Source organism: Pseudomonas sp. Tn43 (assembly GCF_014192635.1).
Classification (GTDB): domain Bacteria; phylum Pseudomonadota; class Gammaproteobacteria; order Pseudomonadales; family Pseudomonadaceae; genus Aquipseudomonas.
The window spans coordinates 1-12,270 of record NZ_JACHYG010000005.1; the positions used below are offsets into that span (position 1 = coordinate 1).

Below are 12,270 nucleotides of genomic sequence, written 5' to 3' on the forward strand. Positions count from 1 at the left end.
CCACTTAGACGCCGGATAGATGAAAGCAAGCCAAACACGCATCAAAAACAGTATTGCAGAAAAGGGGGTAACCATAGATGTAGGAGCGAGGCTTGCCCGCGAAAAGGTCCGAAGGACCTTCAGAGTTTAGTTACTGATCGCCAGAATGCTCGCCTGATACGACCCGACAAACACATCGAAATCGCCGACTTCGTTCTGTTCCAGCTCCACCTGCTGAGCCAGGGACGAGCGCGCCAGTTCTTCAAATCTAGCCTGTTCTTCGCTTGGAAGTGGCTCGCTGCGGAAGAACTCTGCATGCACCTGACTTTGACGCAAGGAGAACCGGGCAAAGCTTTCCTTGTGCTCGGCCATCGCCGCCAACACTTGCGCCGATGGCGTCAGGGACGCGTCCTTGACCTTGGCCAGTTGCGCGTCCAGTGCCTTGCGGTGGGCATCGCCGCCATGGCTTTGATCCAGCAACGCCGCGAGTGGCGCAATCTTCTCCAGCAACTCGCCGGCCCATTCCTTGAGGTCTACCGGACGCCCGTCCCGTTGCAATTGCAGGCCCGGACGACGCCCTTCCTTGACCACGCTGAGGAAGTTCGAGGTCGCGTTCCCGCAGCTGGTGCTGGTCAGCAGCGGGCTGTCGTTCAGCGCGCAGTACAGCAGGAACGCATCAAGGAACCGCGACTCGGTGAGGTCGATGCCCATCGGCAGGAACGGGTTGATGTCCAGGCAGCGCACTTCGACGTACTGAATGCCACGGGCCATCAGCGCCTGGATTGGCCGTTCGCCGGTGTAGGTCACGCGTTTGGGGCGGATGTTGGAGTAGTACTCGTTTTCGATCTGCAGGATGTTGGTGTTGAGCTGAACCCACTCACCGTGCTGGTGTGTTCCGATCTCGACATACGGCGGATACGGCGTGGCCACGGCTTTGCGCAGGCTGTCGGTGTAGCTGGTCAGATCGTTGTAGCACGGTGTCAAACCGGCCTGGGCGTTACTCTGGTAACCCAGATCGCTCATGCGCAGGCTCGTGGCGTAGGGCAGGTACAACGTGTCTGGATCCAGCTGTTCCAGCTGATGCGAACGACCGCGCAGGAAACCGGCGTCCAGCGCCGGCGAGGCACCGAACAGGTACATCAGCAGCCAGCTGTATCGGCGGAAGTTGCGGATCAGCGCGATGTAGGCCGACGACTGATAATCGCGGTCGGTGCCATCAAAGCCTTCAGCCTCTTTGAGCAGGGGCCAGAGCTTTTCCGGCAGGGAAAAGTTGTAGTGGATCCCGGCGATGCACTGCATGGTCTTGCCGTAACGCAGGGCCAGGCCCTTGCGATAGACGTATTTGAGCTGACCGATGTTGGAGGTGCCGTAATAAGCGATCGGGATGTCTTCTTCGGCCGGCAACGGGCACGGCATCGAAGGGCTCCACAGGTACTCGTTGCCGAGCTTGCTGTAGGCAAACCGATGAATCTTGTCGAGGCTCGCCAGGGTGTCCGCCGGGTCTGGCAGGGCGGGCGTGATGAACTCCAGCAGCGACTCGGAATAGTCGGTGGTGATTTGTTCATTGGTCAGCGCGGAACCCAATGCTTTGGGGTGTGGCGTTTGCGCCAGGCGCCCTTCGCCTGTCACGCGCAGGCATTCACGTTCGATGCCGTGAAGGCACTGTTCGAGCAGAGAGAGGTTTGCGCGCTCGCCGAGCAGAGCCAGGCGGCGGTTGAGAAGTTCGCTCAAGTTGGATTCCTTCACGCGTCAGTCGCCCCAATATGGGGGTGGGCAAGACGGTCTACAAGGGTGAAGTTGAAACTGGCGTTTTCGCCTGGTTTTTTCGAGCCGCACAGGCCTAATGCCGGTCAGTCAGGAATTGCACAATCCCTGTGGGAGTGACCTGTGGCGAGGGGGCTTGCCCCCGTTGGGCTGCGAAGCGGCCCCAAAATCTCTGAGTTTCCAAAATCTTGTGAGTGCTACGCTCTCAAACGGGGGCAAGCCCCCTCGCCACAGGGTTCCACAGGTTGCATTGCGCCGAAATTAACTCAAATTGATGGCATTCATCTACAGGACAGCGAACGTGCCTTGTGCTTTTGCGACCAGTTTGTCGCCTTGCATCACGTCGGCCTCAACCACCAGCGTGCGCCGGCCCGGGTGGATCACCCGCGCCGTGCACATCACCTCGCCGTCGGCGACGGCGCGGATGTAGTTGATTTTGCACTCGATGGTCGCGCTCTGCTGGTCAAAGCCGTGGGTGCTGGAACAGGCCAGCCCCATGGCAATATCAACCAGACTGAACAAAGCGCCGCCGTGCAGTTTGCCGCCGCGATTGCGCAGTTCCGGCGCAAGCCCCAGGGCGACTTGCGCCACCCCGGTTTCCAGACTGTGCAAGCGACACCCCAGCAGCTTGAAAAACGCGCTTTCGGTCAAGCCGGCCGGGATCTCCATCAGCGTTTTTTCAACTGTTTGGCGTTCGCGAACAGCGAGGCCATGGCGTTGTTGGCCGGGGCTGCTGCCGTGGTTTCCTTGCGCGGTGCGGTGTTCTGGGACTGGCGTGGTGCCGAACCCGGACGCGCGCCACGGGCACCGTCGATTTTCTCGCCCGGGGTGTCACTCATGCGCATCGACAGGCCAACGCGTTTGCGCGGGATGTCGACTTCCATGACCTTCACCTTGACCACATCACCGGCCTTCACCGCTTCGCGTGGATCCTTGATGAACTTCTCCGACAGCGCGGAGATATGCACCAGACCGTCCTGATGCACGCCGATGTCGACGAAGGCGCCGAAGTTGGTCACGTTGGTGACCACGCCTTCGAGGATCATCCCCAGTTGCAGGTCCTTGAGGTCTTCGACGCCTTCCTGGAACTCGGCGGTCTTGAACTCGGGACGTGGGTCGCGACCGGGTTTTTCCAGTTCTTGCAGGATGTCGGTGACCGTTGGCAGACCGAACGTTTCATCGGTGTATTTCTTCGGATCGAGACGTTTGAGGAAGCTTGCGTCGCCGATCAGCGAACGAATGTCACGGTCGGTTTCAGCGGCAATGCGCTGCACCAGCGGATAGGCTTCCGGGTGAACCGCGGACGAATCCAGCGGGTTGTCGCCGTTCATTACACGCAGGAAGCCTGCGGCCTGTTCAAAGGTTTTTTCACCCAGGCGCGCGACTTTCTTCAACGCTGCACGGGTTTTGAATGCGCCGTGCTCGTCGCGGTGGCTGACGATGTTCTGCGCCAGGGTCGCGTTTAGGCCGGAGATACGGGCCAGCAGCGCCACGGAGGCGGTGTTGACGTCGACGCCCACGGCGTTCACGCAGTCTTCCACAACGGCATCCAGGCCTCGCGCCAGTTTCAGTTGCGACACGTCGTGCTGGTACTGACCGACACCGATGGATTTCGGATCGATCTTCACCAGCTCGGCCAGCGGATCCTGCAGGCGACGGGCGATCGACACTGCGCCACGGATCGATACGTCGAGGTCCGGGAATTCCTTGGAGGCCAGTTCCGATGCCGAGTACACCGATGCGCCCGCCTCGGAGACCATGACTTTGGTCATCTTCATGGCTGGATATTTTTTGATCAATTCAGCGGCGAGCTTGTCGGTTTCACGGCTGGCGGTGCCGTTGCCGATGGCGATCAGGTCCACCGAATGCTTGGCGCACAGGGCCGCCAGAATCGCCAGGGTCTGGTCCCACTTGTTGTGCGGCACGTGCGGGTAAACCGTGGCGTGATCCAGCAGCTTGCCGGTGGCATCGACCACGGCGACCTTGCAACCGGTGCGCAGGCCCGGGTCGAGGCCCAGGGTGGCGCGCGGGCCGGCCGGGGCCGACAGCAGCAAATCGTGCAGGTTGTGCGCGAACACGTTGATCGCTTCGGTTTCCGCGCTATCGCGCAGCTCGCCCAGCAGGTCGGTTTCCAGATGGGTATAGAGCTTGACCTTCCAGGTCCAGCGCACCACTTCGCCCAGCCATTTGTCGGCGGCACGGTTCTGGTTCTGGATGCCAAATTGCTGGCCGATCATGCCTTCGCACGGGTGCATAGTGCCCGGCAGTTCATCGCCGACTTTCAATGCGCTGCTGAGAATGCCTTCGTTGCGGCCACGGAAAATCGCCAGCGCGCGGTGCGATGGCATGCTTTTCAGCGGTTCGTCGTGTTCGAAGTAGTCGCGGAACTTGGCGCCTTCTTCTTCCTTGCCGGCAATTACGCGGGCACTGAGGGTGGCTTCCTGCTTGAGGTAATTACGCAGCTTGTCGAGCAGACCGGCGTCTTCGGCGAAGCGCTCCATCAGGATGTACTTGGCGCCTTCAAGGGCGGCTTTGACATCGGCCACGCCTTTTTCGGCGTCGATGAAGCGCGCGGCTTCGGTTTCAGGGTTCAGGGTCGGGTCGTTGAACAGACCGTCGGCCAGCTCGCCGAGGCCGGCTTCCAGGGCGATCTGGCCCTTGGTGCGGCGCTTTTGCTTGTACGGCAGGTACAAGTCTTCGAGGCGGGTCTTGGTGTCGGCGAGTTTGATGTCGCGCTCGAGTTGCGGGGTCAGTTTGCCCTGCTCTTGAATGCTGGCAAGGATGCTGATCCGCCGTTCGTCGAGTTCTCGCAGGTAGCGCAGACGCTCTTCCAGATGACGCAACTGGGTGTCATCGAGGCTGCCGGTCACTTCTTTCCGGTAGCGGGCGATGAAGGGAACGGTAGAGCCTTCATCGAGTAGCGCGACGGCCGCTTCGACCTGTTGTGGGCGTACACCGAGTTCCTCGGCGATGCGGCTGTTGATGCTGTCCATAAAACCACCTGACAAATTGTGAAAGCAGGCTCGCAGGCGCAGAGATAACGGCTCGGCGAGTCTGGTTGAGCGGCCTGGCGTGCGCCGCTACCTGGCCAACAGGCTTCCCGTTGACCCGTGAAATCGGACAATTACTGCCAGGGCCATGAAAAAAAAAGCGGCTGCTTACAGTAACGATCAGACGTTGCCTGACACAAAAGGCCGCGCATTATAACCAGCGTTCTGCCCATTGGGGGGCATCGCGGGTTGTAGGCACAATGCCCGGATTTCTGGCGATGAAGGAAAAATCTGCTAACAATGCACACGGTGCGTATAACGGCAGCTACGCCATAATGCGCGCCGAGATCAAAGGAGCATCCAATGAGCAGCACTGCAAACATTGCTGAAGGCGAAAAAATTCTTATTGTTGACGACGATCCCGGGCTGAGCAGCCTGCTGGAGCGTTTTTTCGTCAGCAAGGGCTACCGTGCCCGCGCCGTCCCGAACACGGAACAAATGGACCGCCTGCTGGCGCGTGAAGTGTTCAACCTGGTGGTCCTCGACCTGATGCTGCCCGGCGAAGACGGCCTGACCGCTTGCCGCCGCCTGCGCACGGCGAACAACCAGATTCCGATCATCATGCTGACCGCCAAGGGCGATGAGCTGAGCCGCATCAAGGGCCTGGAACTGGGTGCCGACGACTACCTGGCCAAGCCGTTCAACCCGGACGAGCTGATGGCTCGGGTCAAAGCGGTTTTGCGTCGTCAGGCGGCGCCGGTGCCGGGAGCCCCGGGCAGCGAAGACGAAAGCGTGACCTTCGGTGACTACGAACTGTCCCTGGCCACCCGCGAACTCAAGCGCGGCGACGAAGTGCACATGCTCACCACCGGTGAGTTTGCGGTGCTCAAGGCGTTGGTCATGAACGCGCGTCAACCACTGACCCGCGACAAGCTGATGAACCTGGCCCGTGGCCGCGAATGGGATGCCCTCGAGCGTTCCATTGATGTGCAGATCTCCCGTCTGCGCCGGATGATCGAGCCCGATCCATCCAAGCCACGCTACATCCAGACCGTCTGGGGCGTGGGTTACGTGTTCGTTCCGGATGGCGCCGCCACGAAGTGATCGGTGATTTGTAGGAGCGGGTCTTGCGGGCAAGGGATCAGATGACCTTCCCCGCAGACCCGTGATCCGCAATATGCGAGCATGCTCGCTCCTGCAAGTGTGTAGCGGTTACTCATGAAAACCCCTGTTTGGTTCCCCCAGAGCTTCTTCTCCCGCACCCTGTGGCTGGTGCTGATCGTCGTTCTGTTCTCCAAGGCGCTGACCCTGGTTTATCTGTTGATGAACGAAGATGTGCTGGTGGATCGCCAATACAGCCACGGCGTCGCCCTGACGCTGCGTGCCTATTGGGCAGCCGACGAAGAAAACCGCACCAAAATCGCCGATGCCGCGACCCTGATCCGGGTGGTGGGTGCCGGTGTGCCAGAAGGCGAGCAGCACTGGCCTTACAGCGAGATCTACCAGCGTCAGATGCAGGACGAACTGGGCGCCGACACTGAGGTGCGATTACGCATGCACTCACCGCCAGCGCTGTGGGTTCGAGCGCCTAGCCTGGGTGATGGCTGGCTGAAAGTACCGTTGTATCCGCACCCATTGCGCGGCCAGAAAATCTGGAATGTGCTCGGTTGGTTCCTCGCCATCGGTCTGCTGTCCACCGCCTCGGCGTGGATTTTCGTCAGCCAACTCAATCAGCCGTTGAAACGCCTGGTCTATGCGGCAAGGCAACTGGGTCAGGGCCGCAGCGTGCGCCTGCCGATCAGCGATACACCGAGCGAAATGACCGAGGTTTATCGCGCTTTCAACCAAATGGCTGAAGACGTCGAACAGGCCGGTCGCGAGCGAGAACTGATGCTGGCGGGGGTGTCCCACGACCTGCGCACGCCCCTGACCCGTTTGCGGTTGTCCCTGGAACTGATGGGCGCCCACAGTGACCTGACAGACGACATGATCCGCGACATCGAAGACATGGACGCGATTCTGGACCAGTTCCTGGCCTTCATTCGTGACGGACGTGATGAATCGGTGGAAGAAGTGGACCTGAGCGAGCTGGTTCGCGAAGTTGCCGCGCCGTATAACCAGAACGAAGAGAAAGTGCGCTTGCGCCTGGAACCGATTCAGCCGTTCCCGTTGCGGCGGGTGTCGATGAAACGGCTGCTGAACAACCTCATCGGCAATGCCTTGCACCACGCCGGCAGCGGCGTTGAAGTGGCGGCTTATGTGTCCGGTGATTCCAGCGCGCCGTATGTGGTGTTGAGCGTCATGGACCGTGGCGCGGGCATCGACCCGTCGGAGCTGGAGGCGATCTTCAACCCGTTCACCCGTGGCGATCGGGCCCGGGGCGGTAAAGGGACCGGCTTGGGGTTGGCAATCGTGAAACGGATCGCTTCGATGCACGGCGGGAATGTCGAGTTGCGCAACCGCTCCGGTGGCGGACTGGAAGCGCGGGTGCGGTTGCCGCTTGGGTTGATGCTGCCACGGGATGCCGTCTAACCCGATCGTTCCCACACTCTGCGTGGGAACGATCACCGAGTCAGCTTCAGCCTTTGCCCTTGGTCCGCGTCATATTCGGCCCGCCATTCTTCTCCAGATGCTCGATGATGATCCCCGCCACGTTCTTTCCGGTGGTGATCTCGATTCCTTCCAGCCCCGGCGACGAATTCACTTCCATCACCAGCGGGCCATGATTGGAGCGCAGGATATCTACCCCCGCGACCGCCAACCCCATGACCTTCGCCGCTCGCAACGCCGTCATGCGTTCTTCCGGTGTGATCTTGATCAGGCTCGCACTGCCGCCGCGATGCAGGTTGGAGCGAAATTCCCCCGGCTTGGCCTGGCGTTTCATCGCCGCGATCACCTTGTCGCCGACCACGAAACAACGAATGTCCGCGCCGCCGGCTTCCTTGATGTATTCCTGAACCATGATGTTTTGCTTCAGGCCCATGAAGGCCTCGATCACCGATTCTGCGGCCGTGGCTGTTTCACACAGCACCACACCGATGCCCTGGGTGCCCTCCAGCACCTTGATCACCAGCGGCGCCCCGTTGACCATCTCGATCAAGTCGGGAATGTCGTCCGGAGAGTGGGCAAAACCGGTGACCGGCAAACCGATACCCCGGCGCGAGAGCAATTGCAGCGACCGCAGTTTGTCTCGCGAACGGGCAATGGCGACCGATTCGTTAAGCGGAAACACACCCATCATTTCGAACTGACGCAGCACCGCGCAGCCGTAAAACGTCACTGATGCACCGATCCGCGGGATCACTGCATCGAAACCTTCCAGCGGTTTGCCACGGTAGTGGATCTGCGGCTTGTGGCTGGCAATGTTCATGTAGGCGCGCAGGGTGTCGATCACCACCATTTCATGGCCACGCTCCATACCGGCTTCGACCAGGCGACGGGTGGAATACAGACGCGGGTTCCGCGACAGCACAGCGATCTTCATGCAACACCTGTGGAGAAGGTAGATACCGGGAACACCGGCTTGTCTTGTACATACTTAATGCCCGGATTGACCACCAACTGGCCGTCGATCAGGGCTTTGGAACCGAGTAACAGGCGATAACGCATGGATTTGCGGCAGGCGAGGGTGAACTCGACCCGCCAGACCCGATCACCGAGGGCCAGAGTGGTGCTTACCACGTAGCGCATCTGCGCATGGCCGTTGGAGCTTTTAATGGTTTTTCTCGTTACCAGCGGGGCCTCGCAACGCCGGTGCCGCAGTTGCACGACCGTGCCCAGGTGCGCAGTGAAGCGTACCCATTGCTCGCCGTCGCGCTCGAATGGCTCAATGTCGGTGGCGTGCAGGCTGGAGGTGCTGGCGCCGGTGTCGATTTTTGCCCGAAGGCCCGCGACTCCCAGATCCGGGAGCGCCACCCACTCGCGCAGACCGATAACGGTCAAATGGTCAAATGTCTTCAAAAGTGCTCAACCGGCAAAAACCGCTCAGACCGCGTGCGGCCGAATTCGCGGTATTCACGCAGAATAATGGGTAAAAGGCGACAGATATCTACTGCCCGAATTTCCATCCCTCAATGTGCGGGGGAATGCCTGCATTCTAATCCACAGCGTGGTGATTCATGGCACGACAGAAACGGTAGTACAGTTCATCGATATTTCAGAATGAGGTCATCCAATGGCACAAAAAAGCGAAGAGGACGACAAGATCCGTCTCGATAAATGGTTATGGGCCGCGCGTTTCTATAAAACACGGACCCTGGCCAAGGCTGCGATTGAGAGTGGCAAGGTGCATTGCCGGGGCGAACGCTGCAAGCCGGGCAAGGAGCCGAGGGTCGGCGATGAGCTTCAGATTCGCACCGGCTTCGAGGAGCGCACGGTAGTGATCAAGGCACTGTCGAACGTGCGCCGTGGCGCGCCGGAGGCTCAGGCGCTGTATGCCGAAACCGACGCCAGCATCGCCAAGCGCGAAGCGGCGGCAGCCATGCGCAAGGCCGGGGCGTTGGGCGTGAGCACCGACGGGAAGCCAAGCAAGAAACAACGCCGAGACCTGTTCAAGTTTCGCGGAAACAGCAACGACGAATAAGAACCGTCGTCGGGGGCAGACTTGCAATCGCGCACCTGTGCAGCCATATGGGTGTACTCAACAGCGGCCTAATGAAAATGCCGTTCGTCGAAAACCGAGGTTTGACCTTGCTTGGAACAACCCCGGATTGTTCATAAAATGCCTTTATGGCTGAACTTTGCCCGCTCAAAAAAGCGGAAATGACGCGATTTTCTTTTTTTGTCACCCTTTCAGATACCCAGACCTATGACCCATCTATCGGATAACGACTACACCCAACGCTTCATCTTCGATGACAGCGACACCCGCGGCGAGCTGGTTGGGTTGGAGCGTAGCTATGCCGAAGTCCTCGCCAAACACGCCTATCCGGAGCCGGTCGCGCAATTGCTGGGCGAGCTGATGGCGGCGGCAGCGTTGCTGGTTGGCACCTTGAAGTTCGATGGCTTGCTGATTCTTCAGGCCCGTTCCGAAGGCCCGGTGCCGTTGCTAATGATCGAGTGCTCCAGCGAGCGCGAAATCCGTGGCCTGGCTCGTTACGAAGCCGACCGGATTGCCCCTGACGCGACCCTCGCCGACCTGATGCCCAATGGCGTATTGGCGCTGACTGTCGACCCCACTCAGGGCCAGCGCTACCAAGGCATCGTCGATCTCGACGGCGAGACCCTGGCCGATTGCTTCACCAACTACTTCGTCATGTCCCAACAAACCAATACCCGCTTCTGGCTTTATGCCGATGGCCGTCGTGCCCGTGGCCTGTTGCTGCAGCAACTGCCTGCCGACCGTCTGAAAGACGATGAAGAACGCGCCGCCAGCTGGCAGCACATCACCGCCCTGGCCAACACCCTCACCGCCGATGAATTGCTGAGCCTGGACAACGAAACCGTGCTTCATCGCCTATTCCATGAAGAGCAAGTGCGCCTGTTCGATGTGCAGAAACTACGTTTCCGTTGCAGCTGCTCCCGGGAACGCTCGGGCAATGCGCTGGTCAGTCTGGGTCTGGAAGATGCTCAGAAACTGGTCGTCGAACACGGTGGTCGCATCGAGATCGACTGTCAGTTCTGCAACGAACGTTATCTGTTCGACGCGGCCGATATCGGCCAATTGTTCGCCGGAGCAGGGGTCGATACGCCGTCAGATACCCGTCACTAAAACGCTTCAGCGCAGGTAAATTCACTGCGTAACGCCGGAATAACGCCGTTCTGACGGGAGGGCCCTACACTTTTTGGGCTTTTCTGGCATAATCCGGCCCACTTTTTTCGCGGTAGTAGTGCACGACTTTCTACTACAAAACGTTTGGAGCACTCGGCCACTGGCCGACGGGGAACCTCATGACGCAAGCCAATAACGCCGTGTACACCGATCTGAGTGTTGATGATCTGGTTAAAGAAGCCCTGAAGCGCGGTGAAGGCGAGCTTGCCGATACCGGCGCGCTGGTAGTTCGCACCGGTCACCGTACCGGCCGTTCGCCAGTCGATCGTTTCATCGTTGAAGAGCCAACCACCCAGGACGCCATCGCCTGGGGCCCGATCAACCGCAAGTTCCCGGCCGACAAGTTCGATGCCCTGTGGGCTCGCGTCGAGGCCTTCAACAACGCGCAAGAGCATTTCGTTTCCCACGTGCACGTAGGGGCTGCCGAAGAGCACTACCTGGCCGTGAAGATGACCACCCAGACTGCCTGGCAGAACCTGTTCGGTCGTTGCCTGTTCATCAATCCGGCCCAGTACAACCCAGCTGGCCGTGAAGAGTGGCAAGTGCTCAACGTTGCCAATTTCGAGTGCGTACCAGAGCGTGACGGCACCAACTCCGACGGTTGCGTGATTCTCAACTTCGCCCAGAAAAAAGTGCTGATAGCCGGTATGCGCTACGCCGGTGAAATGAAAAAAGCCATGTTCTCGGTGCAGAACTTCCTGCTGCCGGCCGCCGATGTGTTGCCGATGCACTGCGCTGCCAACATCGGCGAAGCGGGCGACGTGACCCTGTTCTTCGGTTTGTCCGGTACCGGCAAGACCACCCTGTCCGCCGATGAAAGCCGTTACCTGATCGGTGACGACGAGCACGGCTGGGGCGAGGGCGTGGTGTTCAACATCGAAGGCGGTTGCTATGCCAAGTGCATCGACCTGTCCGAGAAGAACGAACCCGTCATCTGGAAAGCCATCAAGCACGGCGCAGTCCTGGAAAACGTGGTACTGGATGACGCCAAGAAGGCTGACTACGCCGACAGCAGCCTGACCCAGAACAGCCGCGCCGCCTACCCGCTGGAGCACGTCGAGAAGCGTTCCGAGAAAAACCTCGGTGGCGAGCCAAACGCTGTGATCTTCCTGACCTGCGACCTGACCGGCGTCCTGCCGCCCGTCTCGATCCTCAGCGAAGAACAAGCGGCCTACCACTTCCTGTCCGGCTACACCGCTCTGGTGGGCTCGACCGAAATGGGGTCCGGCAGCGGCATCAAGTCGACCTTCTCCACCTGCTTCGGCGCACCGTTCTTCCCGCGCCCGGCTGGCGTATACGCAGAACTGCTGATCAAGCGCATCCGCGGCTTCGGCTCCAAGGTCTACCTGGTCAACACCGGCTGGACCGGCGGTGGCTATGGCGTCGGCAAACGCTTCAACATCCCGACCACTCGTGGCGTGATCGCAGCGATCCAGAGCGGCGCTCTGATCGGTGCCGAGACCGAGCACCTGGACACCATCAACCTCGACGTGCCACTGGCCGTACCGGGTGTTGAGACTGGCCTGTTGAACCCACGTAACACCTGGGCTGACAAGGCTGCTTACGATGAAGCCGCGAAAGCACTGGCTGGGTTGTTTGTTGAGAACTTCAAGAAGTTCGACGTGAGTGACGCGATCAAGGCTGCTGGGCCGAAGTTGTAAGGCCTCGACTTAGCGAATGAAAAAGCCGCCCTTTGAGGGCGGCTTTTTTGTGGGCGCGATTCGGACCATCAGAAATACAACTGCCATTATTCCAGCTGAAAAAGCG

The 12,270-nt window shown here is 59.9% G+C and carries 10 protein-coding genes; 5 read left to right on the forward strand and 5 right to left on the reverse strand.

All coding sequences use genetic code 11. The features are described 5' to 3' along the window. Positions 1-126: 126 nt before the first annotated feature. From gshA to FHW68_RS14535, 3 genes are all read right to left on the reverse strand, one after another. The gene (gshA, locus tag FHW68_RS14525; RefSeq protein ID WP_095634145.1) at positions 127-1,710 is read right to left on the reverse strand and encodes a glutamate--cysteine ligase; all 1,584 of its coding nucleotides are present in this window, start codon (positions 1,708-1,710) and stop codon (positions 127-129) included. Positions 1,711-2,028: 318 nt separating this feature from the next. After that, the gene (locus FHW68_RS14530) at positions 2,029-2,412 is read right to left on the reverse strand and encodes a PaaI family thioesterase (RefSeq protein ID WP_007903088.1); all 384 of its coding nucleotides are present in this window, start codon (positions 2,410-2,412) and stop codon (positions 2,029-2,031) included. Next, positions 2,412-4,736: a Tex family protein gene (locus FHW68_RS14535; RefSeq protein ID WP_095634147.1), complete on the reverse strand. Its 2,325-nt coding sequence runs from the start codon at positions 4,734-4,736 to the stop codon at positions 2,412-2,414. Before FHW68_RS14535 ends, FHW68_RS14530 begins: the two co-directional genes overlap by 1 nt. 360 nt (positions 4,737-5,096) lie before the next feature. Between FHW68_RS14535 and ompR the strand changes: the two genes are divergently transcribed. Further along, on the forward strand, positions 5,097-5,837 hold the full coding sequence (gene ompR, locus FHW68_RS14540; RefSeq protein WP_007903084.1) for a two-component system response regulator OmpR: 741 nt from the start codon (positions 5,097-5,099) through the stop codon (positions 5,835-5,837). A gap of 114 nt (positions 5,838-5,951) precedes the next feature. Next, positions 5,952-7,265 (forward strand): ATP-binding protein, encoded by a 1,314-nt coding sequence (locus tag FHW68_RS14545; RefSeq protein WP_095634148.1) that lies wholly within the window; start codon positions 5,952-5,954, stop codon positions 7,263-7,265. Positions 7,266-7,311: 46 nt separating this feature from the next. Here the strand turns inward: FHW68_RS14545 and rimK are convergent, their stop codons facing one another. Both rimK and FHW68_RS14555 read right to left on the reverse strand, forming a co-directional pair. Beyond that, positions 7,312-8,217, reverse strand: a complete 906-nt coding sequence (rimK, locus tag FHW68_RS14550; protein WP_095634149.1) for a 30S ribosomal protein S6--L-glutamate ligase — start codon at positions 8,215-8,217, stop codon at positions 7,312-7,314. After that, positions 8,214-8,675: an ATP-dependent zinc protease gene (locus FHW68_RS14555; protein ID WP_173667533.1), complete on the reverse strand. Its 462-nt coding sequence runs from the start codon at positions 8,673-8,675 to the stop codon at positions 8,214-8,216. Before FHW68_RS14555 ends, rimK begins: the two co-directional genes overlap by 4 nt. Before the next feature lie 232 nt (positions 8,676-8,907). Between FHW68_RS14555 and FHW68_RS14560 the strand changes: the two genes are divergently transcribed. The 3 genes from FHW68_RS14560 to FHW68_RS14570 all read left to right on the forward strand — a co-directional run bounded on the left by FHW68_RS14560 (position 8,908) and on the right by FHW68_RS14570 (position 12,164). Next, positions 8,908-9,315 (forward strand): RNA-binding S4 domain-containing protein, encoded by a 408-nt coding sequence (locus FHW68_RS14560; protein ID WP_183680995.1) that lies wholly within the window; start codon positions 8,908-8,910, stop codon positions 9,313-9,315. Positions 9,316-9,540: 225 nt separating this feature from the next. Beyond that, on the forward strand, positions 9,541-10,443 hold the full coding sequence (gene hslO, locus FHW68_RS14565; protein WP_095634151.1) for an Hsp33 family molecular chaperone HslO: 903 nt from the start codon (positions 9,541-9,543) through the stop codon (positions 10,441-10,443). A 179-nt stretch (positions 10,444-10,622) separates the two neighbouring features. After that, positions 10,623-12,164: a phosphoenolpyruvate carboxykinase gene (locus FHW68_RS14570; protein WP_095634152.1), complete on the forward strand. Its 1,542-nt coding sequence runs from the start codon at positions 10,623-10,625 to the stop codon at positions 12,162-12,164. The last annotated feature ends 106 nt before the right edge of the window (positions 12,165-12,270 follow it).